Source organism: Propionimicrobium lymphophilum DSM 4903, assembly GCF_000423485.1.
GTDB classification, from domain to species: Bacteria; Actinomycetota; Actinomycetes; order Propionibacteriales; family Propionibacteriaceae; genus Propionimicrobium; species Propionimicrobium lymphophilum.
This window is the reverse complement of record NZ_KE384026.1, coordinates 373,588-392,283: the sequence shown is the minus strand read 5'-3', so window position 1 is coordinate 392,283 and position 18,696 is coordinate 373,588. Positions and strand designations below refer to the sequence as shown.

The window sequence follows — 18,696 nt, the reverse complement described above, 5'->3', positions numbered from 1 at the left end:
TTCACCCACTAAGGGCTTGAAAGTTATTAGGTATCGCTACTTGATATCCGCTGCAGATCTTGAAAGGACAATTAAGTGAGCGAAAATATCGCGAGCAATCCAGGATCTAATCTGGCGACCATGAACGTCGCTGATCTGAAACGCGTCGCATCACAGATGGGAATTAAAGGCGCGGCAAAGCTGCGCAAGGCTGAGTTGATCGAAGCGATCAAGTCCAATGGCGCGCCTTCTGGCGGATCATCCAGTCAGTTAGAAAAAACTGCCAAGTTGTCAAGGCGTCAACGAGCAGCAAAGAAAGCTGCCGAAGAGTCCAACGGAACCTTGTTTGAAGAGAACCAACCTCAAGAATCCTCTAACGAGCAGTCTGCTAGCACTGATACTTCCGTTGAGATTGGTGCCAGGCTTGATGCTTTGAGCCAGGATCCTGCAGTCCAGGAAAGACTTCGCCAGCGCAAAGCCAAGCGCGCCAGCAATCAGCAGAAGTCTGAAAGGTCCGAAAAACAGTTTAGGCGTGACGATCAGTCAAATCACGAGGGTGGTGGCCGCAGGTCTCGCCACCGCCGACAACGCGATAGGCAGAACAGACGGTCGCGGAACGATTCTAGGGTAGACGAAACCATTCGTGAAGACGACGTTTTGGTCGATGTTAAGGGCATCCTTGATGTTCTTGATAACTACGCATTCGTGCGCACCCAGGGATATCTTCCTAGCCCTCAGGATGCTTACGTTTCCATGTCGATGGTTCGCAAGAACAATCTGCGCAAGGGCGATGTAGTGTCCGGAGCGATCCGTCAGCAGCGAGAAGGGGAGCGTAAGGAAAAATTCAGCCCCCTCGTACGCATCGACACTATTAACGGTGTTTCCCCAGAGAAGATGGCAGACCGACCGGAGTTCAATAAGCTGACTCCGCTTTATCCGCAGGAAAGATTGCGGATGGAGACGAGCCAGAACGAGCTTGCTGGCCGTATCATCGATTTGATTTCTCCAATCGGTAAGGGCCAGCGCGGTCTTTTGGTCAGCCCTCCTAAAGCCGGAAAAACCATGGCGATGCAGACCATTGCCAACGCCATCACGCGTAACAACCCAGAAGTTCACTTGATGGTCGTTTTGGTTGACGAGCGTCCTGAGGAAGTGACGGATTTTCAACGGACGACCTCGGGCGAGGTAATAGCCTCGACTTTCGACCGTCCCGCTTCCGATCACACGACAATTGCCGAATTGGCAATTGAACGCGCGAAAAGAATGGTGGAGCTCGGTAAAGACGTGGTGATTCTTCTAGACGGAATTACCCGCTTAGGTAGGGCGTACAACCTATCGGCTCCTGCATCCGGCCGAATCCTTTCTGGTGGCGTCGACTCAGCTGCGCTTTATCCGCCCAAGAAGTTCTTCGGTGCCGCCCGAAACATAGAAAATGGTGGATCGTTAACCATCCTTGCTACGGCTCTGGTCGAGACCGGCTCAAAGATGGACGATGTCATTTTCGAGGAATTCAAGGGAACCGGAAACATGGAGCTGCGACTCAGCAGGCAGCTTGCGGATAAGCGAGTTTTCCCGGCGATTAACGTTGAGGCCTCTGGCACTAGGCGAGAAGACTTGCTTACTTCGAAGCAAGAGCTAGACATCATCTGGAAGCTGCGCAGGGTTCTCTCGGGTCTTGACGACCAGCAGGCATTGGAGACATTGCTGAAGCAGATGCGAAAGACTCATAACAACGCTGAGTTTTTGGTTTTGATCAGCAGGACTACCGCTAATAACGATTAAGAAATTCGATTGCGACGGTAATTCGCGTAAGCGTAAATACTTGCGATAGCATTAACCTTCGGTTCCGGTTCACGCCTTTATTCGTTTGGCGACCCGGCGACTAGACAGGAGAAATAAAATGAAGCAGGGTATTCACCCCGAGTACCACACCGTTAAGGTGGTGTGCACTTGTGGCAACCAGTTCGAGACTCGTAGCACCTTCGAAGGTGACGTAATGAGCGCCGATGTTTGCTCGGCTTGCCACCCGTTCTACACCGGTAAGCAGAAGATCCTCGACACCGGTGGTCGTGTCGCACGCTTCGAGCGCCGCTACGGTAAGAAGAACGCTAAATAGCTTTTATTACGGGCGTCGGCAGGGTTACTCTGTCCGGCGCCCGTAATTTTGTTTAATCAGCTTGAATGAAGTCTTTAGGAGCCAATAAATGTTTGAGCAGGCAGAAGGACTACGAGACGAATACCGCGAGGTCACCGCGCAGATGGCTGATCCCGAGGTCATGTCTGATGCGTCAAAGTCGCGCAAGGTGGGCCGTCGTTTTGCTCAACTTGGCCCTATCATCAAGGCATTGGATGCTCATGAGCGTTTAATAGCCGACCTGGATGCGGCGAAAGAGCTGGCCGACGACGACCCCGAATTCGCTGCTGAAGCCGAAAGACTCAGCGAAGAACTCTCCGAAATCGAGAGCAAATTGACTGAGCTCCTCGCTCCGAGAGATCCCAATGATGCTAACGACGCCATCATGGAGATCCAGTCGGGTGAAGGTGGTGAAGAGTCTGCGCTTTTCGCTGGCGACCTCTTAAACATGTATCTCCGCTACGCGGAACACCGAGGTTGGAAGACGGAAATGCTTGAATCGGAGCAGACAGATCTGGGCGGCTACAAATCAGTGACCGTCGCGTTCCGCGCTAAGGATAACGATCCCAGTAACGCTCCGTATGGTGTGCTTAAGTTTGAGGGTGGAGTCCACCGAGTCCAGCGTGTTCCGGTCACCGAATCTCAAGGTCGTATTCACACATCTGCAGCCGGTGTGCTGGTCATGCCCGATGTGGAACCCGATGAGATTGAGATTAATGATTCGGATCTTCGGATCGACGTTTATCGCTCTTCGGGTAAGGGTGGTCAGGGCGTAAACACTACTGACTCCGCAGTGCGAATCACGCACCTGCCGACCGGAATCGTCGTTACCTGCCAGGACGAGCGCAGCCAGTTGCAGAACCGTGAGCAGGCCATGCGCATTCTTCGTGCACGTCTTGTTGCCCAGCAAGAGATGGAAAACGCTGCTCAGGCGGCAGACGCCCGTCATTCCCAGGTCCGCACTGTCGACCGTTCTGAGCGTATCCGCACCTATAACTGGCCTGAGAACAGGATTACTGATCACCGAATTGGGTTCAAGGCTCATAACCTCGATCAAGTCCTAACCGGCGAATTAGAACCACTCATTTCAGCGCTTCAGGAAGCAGACCTGAAGGAACGTCTTCAGCACGTTGGTGAGAAATAATGCCTGATTGGCCGAAATCCAATCGGCCCAAGACTTTGATAAATATGGCTGCTTACGTGTTGGCCGAAGGAAACAGTTTATCTCCCCAGGCTGATGCCAGGCAGCTCATGCAACATGCGACGGGCCTAGATCCGCTTGGCCTCGCAACCGTGCGAACCATAGATGACGCGACTATCGAGAAGTTTTTTGGATACGTTAAAAAACGAGCCGAGGGCGCTCCTTTGCAACATATCTTGGGCAAAGCGTGGTTCAGGCATACTGAGGTTGAAGTCGGGCCCGGTGTATTAGTTCCGAGACCCGAAACAGAGATCGTGGCTGGTTGGGCGATAGCAGCTTGCAAGGACGAGATCAAAAAGGGTAATCGAGCTCCTGCAGCGGCTGATCTTGGTGCCGGCAGCGGCATAATAGCGAAGTCGATTGCTTTAGAAGTGCCTGGATCTCGCGTCTTTGCCGTCGAAATAAGTAAAGACGCTGCAAAGTACCTACGCTCGAACCTCTCTGAGACCAGCGTCGAAATAATCGAAAGCGATTTTTCTGATTTACCGAAACTTAGGCCTGACCTTGCTGGCAAACTCGATGTCGTGGTGTCTAACCCGCCATACATCCCGGATTCTGAGGTCGATAGTTTATCTGCCGATGTGCTTGCTGACCCGGAAATCGCGCTGTTCAGCGGAGAAGACGGACTCGATGCTATTAGGGCGCTCCTTCCGGTTGCTGCTTTCCTTCTTAAGGAAGGCGGAAAATTGGTTTTTGAGCATGGTGACGATCAACGTAACGCGGTACTTGAACTAGCATTGTCGGACGGAAGGTTTACCGATGTTGAAGATCACGATGATCTGACTCGTAGGCCTAGATTCCTGACTGCTAAGCGAACCGGGATAGAAAAATGAAACTGGATCTGAAAAAGGGCAAAAACGAGTCCCTAAGCGTCGCTACTAAAGCGATTAAGCAGGGTAGATGCATAGTTTTGCCTACAGATACCGTTTACGGAATTGGCGCAGATGCTTTTTCTGCTTCAGCAGTGCAAAGACTGCTGAACGCAAAACATCGCGGACGTGATATGCCACCTCCCGTTCTAATTGCTGAGCCGGAAACTCTCCCTGCGATGGTTCAAAACGTTCCTAAGGCGGCAAAAAAATTAGTCAAGCACTATTGGCCTGGAGCTCTAACGGTCATTCTTAAAGTGGCTACGGATCTACGAATGGATCTTGGCAGGACACACGGCACCATCGCTGTACGAGTGCCCGACAGCGACGACGCTAGGGACTTGCTGCGAATTACGGGCCCTTTGGCTGTCAGCAGTGCGAATATTTCCGGTCAGCCTTCCGCTACCAACGTAGAGGACGCAATGCGCCAGCTGGGTGACTCAGTAGCTGTTTACCTAGATGGCGGACCGACTCCTGGCCCCGTTCCCTCGACAATCGTGAACTTCGTCGACAACCCGGAGGGCGAGCTTATTCGCCTAGGCGCGATTAGCGTCGATCAGCTTCGCAAGTATGCTCCTAACCTGGATGCTCGCCAGACGGATTTTGCGGATTAAACAGTGCGCGAATACTTACTTGTCCTACTAGTCTCGGCCGCAGCAACTTATCTATTTGCGGCTCCTGCTAGGCGTCTTGCGATACGCACCGGCGCAATGGCCAAGGTCCGTTCAAGGGATGTGCACACAGTGCCAACGCCCTATCTAGGCGGCCTTGCCATGCTGGGTGGGTTAGTCATCGGAGTCTTAGTTGCTTCTAGGATGCCGTTTCTCGGGCATAGGCAAGTTATCACCCAAGATTCTTGGGGAATCGTGGCTGCTGCTCTAGTGATCTGTTTAGTTGGGGTCGTAGACGACCTCATCGAGCTGCCAGCGGTAGCTAAAATTGCGGGTCAGGTTTTGGCTGCAAGCGTGGCAGTGCTCAATGGCGTGCGAATGTATTGGATATCGCTTCCTAGCCAGATCATTGCTCTTGACCAGGCAACTTCGATTCTGATCACAGTGGTGTTCATTTTTATCTGTGTGAATGCAATCAATATCGTCGATGGCTTAGACGGGTTGGCCGCTGGCGTCGTGGGTATCGGTGCGTCCGCACTATTTGTCTACACGTACGTATTGGCTAGGGAACAAAACTTCGTCGTTGCTACAACATCTAGCCTTATAGCAGTAACTACAACTGGAATTTGTTTTGGCTTCCTGCCACACAATTTCTATCGAGCCAAGCTTTTTATGGGGGATACGGGCTCAATGCTGCTCGGCCTTCTTCTGGCTTGTTCATCCCTATCTCTTACCGGACAAATCGATGCCAGCACTGTTGATGCATCACGCGGTGGCTTACTTCCCAACTGGTTGCCGATCATGCTGCCTTTTGCGATCATGGCACTGCCGATCGGCGATATGACGCTTGCTTATATTCGACGAACCATGCGAGGCCAGTGGTGGTTTGAAGCTGACAAGCAACACCTGCATCACAGGCTAGTCAGGCGGAGCAGGTCGACAATCAAGGCCGTTCTGATTATGTACGTTTGGACAGCGCTAATCGCTTATGGAGTCGTTTTCGCTGGGTTAATGAGAAATTTGGCTGCACTATTTGTCGTTGTGCTTGTTTGGCTGTTGGCATTGTTGGTCACGTACTTCGTACTGCGAAAGCTCGCAAAACTCCCGCTACCTGCCGCTGGTACATAGTCATTATCCAGAGTGATCTGTGGCTGCTTTCTAGATAGGATGAAGTCTGTGAACTGGCAAAAGAAATTAACTATGACGGCTCTTGTGTCATCGTTAGTCACACTTCTTGTCGTTTGCTTGCTTGGGGTCTTTATTTCCGGAACCGATGGGGCACTCGGCTCGCTCACGGGCGGGGCAGTGGTGTTGGTATTTTTCTTTTCGGGGCAGTTGATCTCTACGTTTTCCCTGACAAGATCCAACCTAGGCTTTGGTTTCTCAGTGACCATGATCGGTCTTGTCCTGAGATTTGTATTCGTAGGTATTTCTTTTTGGGCAGTAGGCAGATATTTAAACATCGAACCGATTTGGTTAGTTATAGGTGCTTTGGCTACTCTGATCTCGTGGTTAACCGGCTTGCTGATCGGTCATTCGAGAGCACGTATTCCGGTTTACGACGCGCCATATAAGGCTAAGCGAGACGTCGCGGAAGCCTGTGGGCAGACTTCTGGCAGCGACACACCCCGTTAGGCCGAAGCAGGATGATGAGTAAAGAATACGAAGAGTTCGAACAAGAAACAGATCAAAGCACTGGGTCTGGATATTCGGACAACGGAATGCGTATTTTTTCGTATCTGCTAGCTGGAATTATTTGCTATGGCGCCTTAGGTTGGTTGTTGGATGCGAAGCTCGGTACAAAGTGGTTGACGCCGCTCGGTATCGTTTTTGGACTTGCGTGCAGTATTTATTTGGTTGTAAAGAAATATGTCCGCTAGAACTTTTTGCAGACAAGCGTTAGATGAGATGATGGCAGAAGAGGTACAAGTGACGAGCAAGACCGGAGGTCTGTTATGAGCATATTTATGCAGCTTCCTCTGCCTGCTCAAGGCGAATTCAAGACGCCAGGTAGCGATGACTTCAAGTTCGACGGTCTATTCGGCATCGATTGGCTTAACAAACCAATGCTGCAGATTTTTATCGCAGCGGTTCTGGTTTTCCTCTTCTGGGGGCTATCCAGCCGAAACTTGAAAATAGTTCCAGGCAAGGGTCAGTTCTTCGCGGAAAGCGTTTATAACTACATTCGAAACGGTGTTGGTCGCGACATCATGGGCCCGGATTTCCGCCGTTATATCGGCTTGCTCGTGGGCATATTCACCTTCATCCTGTTGAACAACTGGTTTGGCGAATTTTTCTTCTTCATGTTCCCGACATTCTCGAATATCGGTTACGTGTGGGGTGTAGTTGCGTTTATTTTCATTGCCTATGTCGGGGCAGGTTTCAAGCAGCACGGTATCGGTTATTTGAAGAAGGCACTAATCCCGGAAGGTGTTCCGTGGTTCCTTGCTTTCATCATCGTGCCAATCGAGTTCATATCTAACTTCGTCACTCGGCCGCTGACTCTGGCTGTTCGACTTTTTGCGAACATGTTCGCCGGGCACCTAGCGGTAATGGTTTTCACGCTTGGTGGCGCATTCCTACTTACATACTCCGGAAACATCGCATACAACTTTGCGGGTTTCTTCTCAATCGTTTTTAGTCTTGTGATGATGTGCCTTGAGCTGTTTATCGGCTACCTGCAGGCGTACATCTTCACAATTTTGGCCGCACAATATATTTCGTCTTCGGTTAGTGAAACCCACTGATTGGAATTTGAAAGGAAAAAGTAATGACCCCAATGGAGTTGACTGGCTCGATCAACGTGCTGGGCTACGCAATCGCCACCATCGGCCCGGGCCTCGGCGTTGCTTGGATCTTCGCTTCGGTGATTAACGGCATTGCTCGTCAGCCTGAGGCCCGTGGCGCCATGATGAGCGCTGTTTACATCGGCTTCGCAGTGGTTGAGGCGTTGGCCATTCTGGGCTTCGTTCTTGCCTTCATCGCTCGCTAGTAGGTCCCTAAATGATAGGGTTTGGACTTGTTCCTCTTGAGGGAACTTTTGGCCCGCTAGCTCCAACTCATTGGAGCGAAGTGATCGTCGGCCTTGCTTTGGCTTGTCTGATCGCTTTCGGTGTGCAGAAGTTTGTGGTACCGCGATTTGAAGAGGTCTACAGGCAGCGTTCTGAACAGATTGAGGGCGGCATTAGGCGCTCCGAGCAGGCTCAGCTAGAGGCTAAAGAATCCAAGCAGGAGTATCAGCAAATGCTTGAGCAGATGCGTACTGATACTTCTCAGGCTAGGGAAGAGGCTCGTGCACAAGCCGCCCAGATTGTTTCAGAGGCTCGTGAGCAAGCTCAACGAGAGGCCGATCACATCATTGAGCAGGCACGTCTTCAGATTGTTGCTGAGCGCAAGCAAGCTTTCGACAGCCTACGCGGCGAGGTCGGGGGTTTGGCTACTACGCTTGCTGGCCGGATTGTCGGAGAGTCTCTAAAAAACGATGAGCTTGCCGATAGAACTGTCGATCGATTCCTCGCGGAGTTGGAGACCAGGTAAATGAGTGTAGCGATTTCGAACCAGGCACAGGCTTTGATTCAGAGTTGCGACAAGGTAACTGCTGAGGCTTCTACGGGCGCAGAATTATTCGGATTGGTTGATTTACTGATCGACAATCCGCAGCTTTGTCGTGGCTTGTTTGATAGCAACGGTTCGTTGGAAAATCGTCGCGGTCTTGCGAAACAGATATTCAGCGAAAATCTAGGGGAGCCCGCCTGCGAAATCCTAGATGCTGCACTTACCGTTAACTGGAACGACCCTCGCGAGGCCTTGGCTGCCCTAGAGGTCCAGGCGCTTAGAGTTCAACTTCGGTGTTCTGAAGCAGATATTGACGAGATAACTCAACAACTCGCCGCGCTTTCTCGAGCAGTCATAAATAGCCCAGAGTTAATGGCTACCATCACTGATCAGACGATTGATCTTGATGCGCGTAGAGATCTTATCTCAGAACTGGTGCCTAGTGGCTCTCCAGAGACGGTTTCTCTGCTTGCAAGGCGAGCCATCAATTCGGTTGTTTTCGGTAGCGTGGCTTTCTCAGAGAATCTGAGGAGCTATGCTACTGCTTCTGCGGACATCCGAGGACGGCAGTTAGCATTGGCGACTGTAGCCAAGCCATTGAGCGATCGGCAGCGTCAATCGCTGAGTCTGAGTTTGGAAAGGCTCTATGAGCGTCCAACTGATCTACTGGAGATAATCGATCCAGAGGTAATCGGAGGAGTTCGCGTTGAGATCGGCGACGAAGTCATCGACGGAACTATAAGAGCGAAACTGAACGAAGCTGAGCACGCGGTTCAAAGCTTAAATGAAGAAAGCTGAGTCAAGATGACCTCAGCAGACACGACAAAATCAAAAACTAGTTACATGGAGAGCAAGTCATGGCGGAACTAAAGATTAGTCCCGATGAAATTAAAGATGCGCTCGATAAGTTCGTATCGAACTACGCCCCATCTGCCAGCACCAAGGAAGAGGTCGGCAGGGTTATCTCTTCGGGTGACGGCATCGCTAAAGTCGAGGGACTACCGTCTGCGATGGCGAACGAGCTGCTTTGTTTCGAGAACGGCACGTTAGGCATCGCGCTGAACCTTGACTTGCGCGAAATCGGTGTGGTCGTTTTGGGCGAATCCGAGGGAATCGATGAAGGTTCCACAGTTCGCGGCACCGGTTCGGTGCTTAGTGTTCCGGTGGGCGACGGATACCTCGGACGCGTCGTAAACGCCATGGGCGAGCCGCTCGATGGCAAGGGCCCGATCAGCAGTGAAGAAAGTCGCCCGTTGGAGCTACAGGCTGCAGGCGTTATGGACCGTCAAGAGGTCCGTGAACCATTGATGACTGGTTTGAAGGCTGTCGACTCCATGACGCCAGTTGGCAGGGGACAGCGTCAGCTGATCATTGGCGACCGTAAGACCGGCAAGACTGCTCTCGCAATCGATACCATCATCAATCAGCGAGCCAACTGGGAAAGCGGAGATCCTAAGAAGCAGGTTCTTTGCATCTACGTCGCAGTCGGTCAAAAGAATACGACTGTTGCTGAGGTGCGAGCTCAGCTTGAGAAGGCAGGCGCGATGGATTACACCGTAATCGTTAACGCTCCTGCTTCCGATCCAGCCGGTTATAAGTACATCGCTCCCTACGCTGGATCGGCTATTGGTCAGCACTGGATGTATCAGGGCCGTCACGTGCTCATCGTGTTCGATGACCTTAGCAAGCAGGCCGAGGCATATCGTGCCATGTCTCTGCTGCTTCGTCGACCGCCGGGCCGTGAAGCGTACCCCGGTGACGTTTTCTACTTACACTCAAGGTTGCTCGAGCGTTGCGCAAAGCTATCCGACAAGATGGGCGGCGGCTCGATGACGGGCCTGCCGATCGTCGAGACTAAGGCAAACGACGTATCGGCCTACATTCCTACGAACGTGATTTCTATCACCGACGGACAGATCTTCTTGCAGTCAGACCTATTCAACGCAAACCAGAGGCCCGCGATTGACGTTGGCATCTCCGTGTCTCGTGTCGGCGGTTCTGCGCAGACTAAAGCTATGCGTAAGGTCTCGGGCACTCTCAAGATTTCACTTGCCCAGTACCGAGACATGGAAGCCTTCGCTATGTTTGCTTCCGATCTGGACGATGCTTCTAAGAAGCAGCTTGAACGCGGAGCTCGCTTGACTGAGCTGCTCCGTCAGGGACAGTTCTCTCCGGTTCCTATGGCTAAACAAGTCGTGTCGATTTGGATGGGTACGCACGGCCACCTCGATATCGTTCCAGTCGAAGATGTCCTTCGCTTTGAGAAGCAATTTTGGGACTACCTAGAACACGACACCGACATTTTGAAGAAGATCGATGAGACCGGAGAGCTTAGCGCTGATATCGAAGCCGAGCTTGAGAACAACATCGAATCTTTCCAGCAAACCTATCGGACTGCTGATGGACAATCGCTGATCGGTGATGCTGATCAGGACGAGGAAGCTCCTATTAGCCAGCAGGTTATTACCAAGCAGAAGCGGGGTTAGTAAATGGCTGCCACGTTGCGCGAACTGCGGGAACGCAGAAATTCTGTGTCCACGACGATGAAAATCACTCGTGCCATGGAGATGATCGCAGCTTCGCGGGTGACCAGGGCTGAACGGAAGGCTGTCGGCGCTGAGGAGTACACGCTTGAGTTGCGCCGCGCTGTCTCCGCTGTCGCTGCTTTCAGCGATACAGACCACCCACTTAACTCAGAACACAAGCAGAGGAATCGTTCCGCGCTTTTGGTGATCAGTTCAGATCGCGGTCTTGCCGGCGGTTATCCGAGCAACATCAACAAGGCAGCTGAGAAGATCTTGGGCCGTCTTAATGCCGAGGGTATCGAGACGGATATCTATACTTGTGGTCGCAAGGCGCGTGAATATTTCGAGTACCGCGAAGTAGAACTCGCTGGATCTTGGGAAGGATTCAGCGAGGATCCACGCTACGAGCACGCAGAACAAATCGGTGAACTGCTAATGAAACGTTTCCTCGACGGTTCCGCTAAAGACGGTATCGATGAGGTGCACATTGTATACACGCAGTTTAAGTCTCTTGTTAGCCAGCAGACCCGGATCGTTCGTCTGTTGCCTCTGCTCATAGTCGATGCCGATGACGAGGACGATACATTCGACGAGTTGCTTCAGTCTCAAAGAATCGGGACGGGGGATGACGCTAAGGGAATAGTTCCTGAGTACTCATTCGAGCCCGATGCTGAAACGGTGCTTGACGCCTTAACGCCGATGTACATCATCGACACAATTAAATTTATGCTTCGTGAATCGGCTGCCTCTGAACTGGCTTCCCGCCAGCAGGCGATGCACTCTGCAACGGATAACGCGAAGCAACTAATCAACGATCTGACTCGACAGGCTAACCAGGCTCGTCAAGGTGAGATCACACAGGAAATTACAGAAATCGTCAGTGGTGCTGACGCGCTTTCTGATGGACAGGAGAACTGAGCGATGGCGTTAACTGAAGAAAAAACCCTAAAGCCCAGTGGGACAGGTGAGGCTTCTACAACCCCAGCCGGACGCGTAACCCGTGTAATCGGCTCGGTTGTTGATGTCGAATTTCCTGCCGGGAACATTCCCGACATTTACAACGCATTAAAGGTCGAAGCCACGGTTGGCGACACCACTTCGACTCTTACTCTTGAGGTTGAGCTACAAATCGGTGGCAACACCGTTCGATGCATCTCGCTTAAGCCGACTGATGGTGTGCGCCGAGGCGCGAAGGTCGTTGATACGGGCGAACCGATCACCGTTCCGGTTGGTGACGTCACGAAGGGCCATGTCTGGAACGTGACCGGTGAGGTGCTGAATGCCGATCCGGAGACCGTCAAGGTCACCGAGCGCTGGCCCATCCACCGTGATCCGCCGCCTTTCGATGCGTTGGAACCGGAAACTCAAATGCTGGAAACTGGCATTAAGGTCATCGACCTGCTGACACCTTATGTGCAGGGTGGAAAGATTGGCCTTTTCGGTGGCGCAGGTGTTGGTAAAACCGTCCTGATTCAGGAAATGATTTTTCGAATCGCCCACAACTTTGGAGGTACCTCGGTATTCGCCGGTGTCGGTGAGCGTACTCGTGAGGGCAACGACCTGATCACCGAGATGGAAGAAGCGGATGTTCTTAAGGACACCGCCCTTGTCTTCGGGCAGATGGATGAGCCACCGGGCACGCGTCTACGAGTTGCACTTTCGGCGTTGACGATGTCCGAGTACTTCCGTGACGTGCAAAACCAGGACGTTTTGTTGTTCATCGACAACATCTTCCGTTTCACTCAGGCAGGTTCCGAGGTATCAACTCTGCTTGGACGCATGCCTTCGGCCGTTGGCTATCAGCCGACTCTAGCCGACGAAATGGGCTTGTTGCAGGAGCGCATCACTTCGACGAAGGGCAATTCGATTACGTCGATGCAGGCGATTTACGTCCCCGCTGACGACTACACGGACCCAGCTCCGGCAACCACGTTCGCACACCTGGACGCGACTACCGAGCTTTCACGCTCGATCGCTAGCCGTGGTATTTACCCGGCAGTAGATCCTCTTACGTCCACAAGCCGTATTCTCGACCCGCAGTACGTCGGGCAAGAACACTACGACGTAGCTACCTCGGTTAAACAGATTCTGCAGCGCAACAGCGAGCTCCAGGACATCATCGCCATTCTTGGCATTGATGAGCTTGGCGAGGAAGACAAGATCGTTGTTTCTCGTGCCCGTAGAATTCAGCAGTTCCTATCCCAGAACTTCTACGTAGCTGAGAAGTTCACCGGTGTGGTCGGATCGACTGTTCCGGTTTCCGAAACCGTTGAGGCCTTCAAGATGATCGTCGATGGTAAGTGCGACGACATTCCGGAGCAAGCTTTCTTCAACGTTGGCGGAATGGAAGATGTCGAGGCTAAGGCAGCTGAACTTAAGAAGGGTGCCTAATGGCTGAACCGCTTAATGTTCGAGTCGTTTCAAACGACTCGCCAGTGTGGGAAGGAGAAGCCACAAGCGTTGTCGTCCGCACTACCGAAGGTGACCTTGGTATCCTCTCGGGGCACGAACCGCTGATGGCTATCCTTGCCCCGCAGGCGGCCGAAGTGCTGACAGTTCAAGGGGAGCGAGAAATTTTCGCTATTTCAGGCGGATTCGTCTCTATCTTCAAGAACCGTGTTTCCCTGATTTGCCCTTACGGCGAGTTGGCTAAATACATTAGCGTCGAAGAGGCTGAGAAGGGCAAGGCTTCCCTGTACCGCAGGATCAACAACGGCCACGCCACTAATCAGGAGCGTATGGAGTACGACAAGTATGTTTCCCAGCTTCGTGCAGCTCGTAAATGGGCCGGAAAGAACGATTAATAGGCGATGAGGTGGATAGTGATTGCAATAGCGTTGCTAGCTCTGCTTGTCGTTATTGCAATCCTGTTCCGTGCTCGTTTGCTGGCGAGTAACAAGCTCGCTTTCAGCTGTTCCGTCCGACCGAGTGGCGAAAAACGGTGGCGGCATGGCTTAGCCCATTACAATGGCCCGATGCTACTTTGGTATCCGGTTTTGGGTCTTGGGATGAGGCCTAAGCTGATCTTTTCCAGGAGCAGAATTTCAATAAGTCGGGTTGAAGAAATCACCTCGCAGATCGGTTCTATACCGGAGGCACAGATTATCGATCTGATATCCGATCAGCCGGTGGGTGATAAGAGCAACAAGTGGCAGCTTGCGCTTAGTTTTGGATCTCGGTTGGGCTTGAACAGCTGGATAGAAGCTGCTCCACCCGGTGGAGATAAACCTGGCTTTATCATTTGATCTCGGCGAGTCTCTTGACTCGAACTTGAAATATCTTAAGAATCGCAAAGTAAGGTTTGTTACCTTGTATCAAAATAAATACGTTGAAAGCGGTCTTGTGATATTCCAAAAAAAGCTAAAGATTACTGCCGCGTCCATATTGGTTGGCATTTCCATCAGCGCGGGCGCGTCTGTTTTGCCTGCTCAGGCGGATACCCTCGACGACGAGTTGGCCGCTGTTAAGCAGAAGATTGCTGCATCGCAAAGTACCATCGACGAGCATACATCTAGCCTCGAAAAGGCAGACCTCGACGTTAATGCTGCTCAAAAAGATTTAGACGAAGCCAGAATCAAGGTAGCTGAGTCCCTGAAGCGTATGGAAGCTGCCCAGAGTGAAGCCGATGATGCACAGGCAGCGTTGCAAAAAGCGCAGCATGATTTCGAAAAGTCCGTCGCTGCGGTCGATTCTGCTAAGGCCGAGGTCGAGGAGCAGAAGAAGCTAGTCGGCGAAGCAGCTAGGAGTGAATTACAGCGGAAATCCACTCTCTCTGGCATATCTATCTTTTTCAGCAGCCAGAACAGCAGCGATCTTGCGAAACGTGCACAGTGGGCCAAAAATGTGGCTGGTTCGACGGATAAAAAACTTACTGAATACGAAAATTCACTGAAAAAGCTTGAAGCGCGTCAAAAAGAGATGGAAGAGGCCAAGGGCGTGGCTCAAAGTGCTAGGGATTCTGCAGTTGCTTCTCTAGTAAATACTCAATCGATCGCCGCTGAAGCTAGACAGGCCGCAGATTCGTTTAACGAAAAACTTCAGGCAGTCAAAGATTCCTATGATGCAGCTTCAAAGCTGCTTGCGGCTGCCGTCTCCGATAACGAGGAGTTGAAGGCGCGATCGCAGAAATTATCTGCTGAGATCTCTGAGCGGGATCGAAAATTAGCGGCAGAAGCCGAGGCAGCTAGGCAAAGAGCAAATAGGACTGCGGCGCAAGCAGTAGGCGATTGGGTAACAACCAATATTGCTCCGGGTCAGATACCTCCGGTTAGTGTGCAGCAAGCTCTGGCAAATGCGCAAGCGCTCAATGGTAACCCCGGATTCGAGGGACTATGCCTCGCACTTGTCGCCAATATGTATGGTTACTCTACCTCGGGCACGATGAGCGCTCAGTTGGCCGCTAACGACATCCAGGCAGCCGGCCAAATGCATACCGGCGGAGATATCCCAGTGGGCGCGCTAGTTTTCTACAATGGGTGGCCGGCCGGCAACCCGTACGGGCACGTGGCTCTTTACGCTGGTAACGGAATGGTTTGGTCTAACGGCGCAAACGGCGGGGTAGGGCTCATGCCTATTTCTACTCCAACCGTAGCTTGGGGCGAACCAATGATTGGCTGGTCTAGCGTTTGGCTGCCGAACGCTAGGTAATTTGTGGCCGTCAGAAGGCGGCCACAAGATCATGCGTTGGGGTTTCGTTCTCCACCGGGAAGCCACAGCACTTCTTCTTTGTGCTCGTTAGCGCACACTTTGCGAGCGAGAATGAAGAAGAGGTCGCTTAATCTGTTCAAGTACTTGATTGCGAGCGGATTAATACCTCCGCTTGGTTCGGTTCCTTCTTCCTCGAGGCCGTAATCCTCTGCAGCACGCCAGGCCGCCCTCTCCGCTTTTCTGACTGTGGTACGGCAAACATGCATCTGAGCAGCGGCTAAGCCTCCGCCAGGCAAGATGAAGGAACGAAGATTCTCAATGCCTTCGTTGAACTCGTCGCAGTATTTCTCCAACCTGTCGATTGACGATTGGATAACGCGCAACGGCTCCCATTTTGGGTTCGGGGTTACGGGATTGGATAGATCAGCACCGACGTCAAAGAGCTCGTTTTGAACTATTCCAAGGGCTTCACGAATTTCTTCAGTTATTCCGGGAGCTAGCTGTTCGGGCAGGCTGAGGGCAATGCCGATGGCGCAGTTGGCTTCATCTACACATCCGTATGCCTCAACTCTTGAGTCAGTTTTGCTCGCAACTTCGTTGTTTGAGAGTCGGGTATTCCCGGCGTCACCTGTGCGGGTATAGATCTTGGTGAGGTTAACCATGCCTAGATCCTACATTCAGCGCCATAACCTGCGTTTTAGGAGTCTTCGCATCGCTGTAGTTACGCGTTCGGGGGACTCGGCATGAACCCAGTGACCAGCCTGCATGACTACCTCTATGCCAACTGCAGGGAAGAGACGATAGATTTTCGGTAGATCTCTTCTTGTAATGTAATTGGACTGTCCGGCTGCGATGAATTCGCTCGGACCTAGGAAGCGTTTATTAGTGATATCGGGCCAGTCATTGAAATTCTGCATCTGGTCCTTGAGCGGCCTGATGTTGGGCAGCCATCTCCACCCCGTCGCCGAATCTGCGTCGCGGTGCAAGTTTTGTAGCAAAAAATTGCGGACCATCGCATCAGGAATGAATGGTTCTAAGAACTTCGATGCCTGAGCTCGACTTTCGAGCGAGTTCAGGTCGATACTGAGCATCGAGGTGGCATATTTAACGTATAAGTCTACATCGAAGCGTTCTCCTGGAGACATATCCAGCACACCAAGGCGTGAGATCAAATTAGGGTGGGCAAGGGCAACCAGCATTGCGATTCGTCCACCTAAGGAGTGCCCAACCAGGTTTAGCGGGGATTTTTCCGCACCCAACTCGACCAATTTTTCTGCCACTAAGTTGACGTAGTTGTCGTAGCTGACCTCAGCAGTCCAAGGGGATCTTCCATGATCTGGTAAGTCGACTAAATAGACGGTTGCTAGATCGGAAATGTTTTTGGCTATCTGACCGAAGTTTTTCCCTTGTCCGAAAAGACCATGAAGGAATACTAACTTTTGCGGCCCAGCGCCGATAGTCGTGTGGAAAAGCGTCATAGTTTTCTTTCCCAGCATGTCTTATGCCAATGCCTGCGATGGTCGAGGCCTGAGGAAGATCCGATAGGAGGAGTATGTGGCCATACGACTAAGTGTGCGACTCCTGCGAGGATGTCCTGGTTGCATCCGGGACAAATATAGGTCTTTTCACTTTTACCTTGCCTGGTTGGCCTCATAATCCACTTACCGTCTGATTTTGTTGTCGTGGTTTGAGTCGTCCCTAGCGAAAGCGGCCTAAACGGCCTGGAGTACTTATTAGTTCTACGAGCCACATACCCAACAATATCCGCTCAGCATGTCTTCATCTGTTCGAAGCGTTTTATTTATGCTGCAGAGAGTTTTGTTACGAGTAGCAACGGTAAATGGACATATTTTATTGCCCTGTAATAATTAGGGATGTGACGAAATCCCATGTTGTAATTATTGGCGGAGGGTTTGCTGGCCTACACGCGGCCCGCGAACTGACCAGAATAGACCATGAAGTAACAGTTATCGATAGGCACGCCTACACCACCTTCCAGCCGTTGCTTTATCAGGTTGCAACAGCTGGTTTGAACCCGGGTGATGTCACTTATTCTTTGAGAAGGTGGGCATCGAATGACAAGACTAATCTGCTTAGTTTCAGAAGAGCCACGGTTACGGCCATCGATTCCGAGAATAAGCAGGTAATCGTCAGCCGCGGTAAGCCCATTAGCTACGACAAGCTAATTGTCTGCCCTGGTGTTGGCGCCAACTATTTCGGTGTTAAAGGTGCGGCTGAAAATACCAAGCTGATCTATACACGCAAGAAAGCTCTAGAGGTCCGTGACATTGTGTTCTCGGGGCTGGAACTGATGGCAGCCGAGCGCGATCCGAACAAGAAATTTACTGCGGTCGTCGTTGGTGGTGGGCCTACCGGCGTAGAAACGGCTGGAGCCCTTGCAGAGTTGAAGACGCAAGCATTGCCTGAGCTCTTCCCGGAAATCGGAGTGGACAGCTTCCACGTCGTGCTCGTCGAAATGACAGATAGGCTGCTTGGCCCATTCAACCGGAGACTGCAGCGCTACACAAAGCGCGCGTTGTCCAAGCTAGGCGTCGATGTGAGGCTTGGCAGCGCTGTGCAAGAGGTGCACCCAGACCATGTGGATTTTGCCGATGGCACTTCGCTGGAATCCGACATTGTTGTTTGGGCTTCAGGCGTTGGAGCTCATCCAATTGTCAGCAACTGGGGGTTGCCTCAGGGGCGTGGCGGTCGTATCTTGATCAATCCCGACCTAACTGTTGTAGGTCATGATGACATCTTTGCGGCTGGCGATGCCGCATTGTGCGAGTCGAATCCTTCCCCGCAGCTTGCTCAGCCGGCAATTCAGATGGGCGAGTTGGTGGCGAAGAACATTGCCGCGCAAGAAGAAGGCTCAGCGCTCGAAGATTTTACCTACCACGACAAGGGCATCATGGCGACTATCGGCAGGAATGCTGCTGTTGTCGAACTGCCAAACGGGATAAAGATGACTGGATTCCTGGCTTGGGCAGCGTGGGTTATCGTCCACCTGATGACCTTGCTTGGGGGGCGCAACCGTGTCTCTGCGCTTTTGAACATAGCGGTCAGGTATATGGCTTGGCCTAAATCTGCGGCTGGAATCATCGGCGACTTCGCTGAATCTCCTGCAGCTATTAAGCGCAGCACCGAAAAGCAGGAGGGTTAACTCTCATTGTGC

At 51.9% G+C, this 18,696-nt stretch carries 21 protein-coding genes; 19 read left to right on the top strand and 2 right to left on the bottom strand.

Features of this window, described 5'->3' with window-relative positions; translation table 11 throughout:
- Nucleotides 1-75 precede the first annotated feature (75 nt).
- The 18 genes from rho (at nt 76) to G556_RS0109170 (ending at nt 15,521) form a co-directional block, all read left to right on the top strand.
- Nucleotides 76-1,761, top strand: a complete 1,686-nt coding sequence (rho, locus tag G556_RS10850; RefSeq protein WP_036916275.1) for a transcription termination factor Rho — start codon at nt 76-78, stop codon at nt 1,759-1,761.
- A gap of 118 nt (nt 1,762-1,879) precedes the next feature.
- A complete protein-coding gene (gene rpmE, locus G556_RS0109250; protein ID WP_016456230.1) occupies nt 1,880-2,095 on the top strand; it encodes a 50S ribosomal protein L31 in 216 nt (71 codons plus the stop codon).
- Nucleotides 2,096-2,183: 88 nt separating this feature from the next.
- Complete coding sequence (gene prfA, locus G556_RS0109245) at nt 2,184-3,257, top strand: peptide chain release factor 1 (RefSeq protein WP_016456229.1); 1,074 nt, start codon at nt 2,184-2,186, stop codon at nt 3,255-3,257.
- Entirely contained in the window at nt 3,257-4,147 is an 891-nt protein-coding gene (prmC, locus tag G556_RS0109240) for a peptide chain release factor N(5)-glutamine methyltransferase (protein WP_036916274.1), read from the top strand. Before prfA ends, prmC begins: the two co-directional genes overlap by 1 nt.
- Entirely contained in the window at nt 4,144-4,797 is a 654-nt protein-coding gene (locus G556_RS0109235) for an L-threonylcarbamoyladenylate synthase (protein WP_028822576.1), read from the top strand. The genes prmC and G556_RS0109235 overlap by 4 nt, the downstream gene beginning before the upstream one ends.
- A 3-nt stretch (nt 4,798-4,800) precedes the next feature.
- Nucleotides 4,801-5,922: an MraY family glycosyltransferase gene (locus G556_RS0109230; protein WP_028822575.1), complete on the top strand. Its 1,122-nt coding sequence runs from the start codon at nt 4,801-4,803 to the stop codon at nt 5,920-5,922.
- Between the two features lie 48 nt (nt 5,923-5,970).
- Nucleotides 5,971-6,429, top strand: a complete 459-nt coding sequence (locus G556_RS0109225) for a hypothetical protein (protein ID WP_155941798.1) — start codon at nt 5,971-5,973, stop codon at nt 6,427-6,429.
- A gap of 14 nt (nt 6,430-6,443) precedes the next feature.
- Complete coding sequence (locus G556_RS0109220; protein ID WP_028822573.1) at nt 6,444-6,674, top strand: AtpZ/AtpI family protein; 231 nt, start codon at nt 6,444-6,446, stop codon at nt 6,672-6,674.
- A 75-nt stretch (nt 6,675-6,749) separates the two neighbouring features.
- Nucleotides 6,750-7,541 (top strand): F0F1 ATP synthase subunit A, encoded by a 792-nt coding sequence (gene atpB, locus G556_RS0109215; RefSeq protein ID WP_016456223.1) that lies wholly within the window; start codon nt 6,750-6,752, stop codon nt 7,539-7,541.
- A gap of 23 nt (nt 7,542-7,564) precedes the next feature.
- Nucleotides 7,565-7,786, top strand: coding sequence for an ATP synthase F0 subunit C (gene atpE / locus G556_RS0109210; RefSeq protein ID WP_016456222.1), 222 nt, complete (start codon nt 7,565-7,567; stop codon nt 7,784-7,786).
- A gap of 11 nt (nt 7,787-7,797) precedes the next feature.
- Nucleotides 7,798-8,331, top strand: a complete 534-nt coding sequence (locus G556_RS0109205; protein WP_028822572.1) for a F0F1 ATP synthase subunit B — start codon at nt 7,798-7,800, stop codon at nt 8,329-8,331.
- Nucleotides 8,332-9,147, top strand: a complete 816-nt coding sequence (locus G556_RS0109200) for a F0F1 ATP synthase subunit delta (RefSeq protein WP_028822571.1) — start codon at nt 8,332-8,334, stop codon at nt 9,145-9,147.
- 59 nt (nt 9,148-9,206) lie between these two features.
- Nucleotides 9,207-10,835 (top strand): F0F1 ATP synthase subunit alpha, encoded by a 1,629-nt coding sequence (atpA, locus tag G556_RS0109195; RefSeq protein WP_028822570.1) that lies wholly within the window; start codon nt 9,207-9,209, stop codon nt 10,833-10,835.
- Between the two features lie 3 nt (nt 10,836-10,838).
- Complete coding sequence (locus G556_RS0109190) at nt 10,839-11,792, top strand: F0F1 ATP synthase subunit gamma (RefSeq protein WP_028822569.1); 954 nt, start codon at nt 10,839-10,841, stop codon at nt 11,790-11,792.
- Nucleotides 11,793-11,795: 3 nt separating this feature from the next.
- Entirely contained in the window at nt 11,796-13,265 is a 1,470-nt protein-coding gene (gene atpD, locus G556_RS0109185; protein ID WP_016456217.1) for a F0F1 ATP synthase subunit beta, read from the top strand.
- Entirely contained in the window at nt 13,265-13,678 is a 414-nt protein-coding gene (locus G556_RS0109180) for a F0F1 ATP synthase subunit epsilon (protein ID WP_028822568.1), read from the top strand. Before atpD ends, G556_RS0109180 begins: the two co-directional genes overlap by 1 nt.
- An 18-nt stretch (nt 13,679-13,696) precedes the next feature.
- Nucleotides 13,697-14,119 carry a DUF2550 family protein gene (locus tag G556_RS0109175; RefSeq protein ID WP_162139780.1) on the top strand — a complete coding sequence of 141 codons (423 nt, stop codon included), beginning with the start codon at nt 13,697-13,699 and terminating at the stop codon, nt 14,117-14,119.
- A 97-nt stretch (nt 14,120-14,216) separates the two neighbouring features.
- On the top strand, nt 14,217-15,521 hold the full coding sequence (locus G556_RS0109170) for a CHAP domain-containing protein (RefSeq protein WP_155941797.1): 1,305 nt from the start codon (nt 14,217-14,219) through the stop codon (nt 15,519-15,521).
- A gap of 29 nt (nt 15,522-15,550) precedes the next feature.
- Here the strand turns inward: G556_RS0109170 and G556_RS0109165 are convergent, their stop codons facing one another.
- Nucleotides 15,551-16,183 carry a cob(I)yrinic acid a,c-diamide adenosyltransferase gene (locus G556_RS0109165; protein ID WP_028822565.1) on the bottom strand — a complete coding sequence of 211 codons (633 nt, stop codon included), beginning with the start codon at nt 16,181-16,183 and terminating at the stop codon, nt 15,551-15,553.
- Nucleotides 16,184-16,198: 15 nt separating this feature from the next.
- On the bottom strand, nt 16,199-17,017 hold the full coding sequence (locus G556_RS0109160; protein ID WP_028822564.1) for an alpha/beta fold hydrolase: 819 nt from the start codon (nt 17,015-17,017) through the stop codon (nt 16,199-16,201).
- A gap of 380 nt (nt 17,018-17,397) precedes the next feature.
- Between G556_RS0109160 and G556_RS0109155 the strand changes: the two genes are divergently transcribed.
- Nucleotides 17,398-18,684: an NAD(P)/FAD-dependent oxidoreductase gene (locus G556_RS0109155; protein WP_233418213.1), complete on the top strand. Its 1,287-nt coding sequence runs from the start codon at nt 17,398-17,400 to the stop codon at nt 18,682-18,684.
- Nucleotides 18,685-18,696 lie beyond the last annotated feature (12 nt).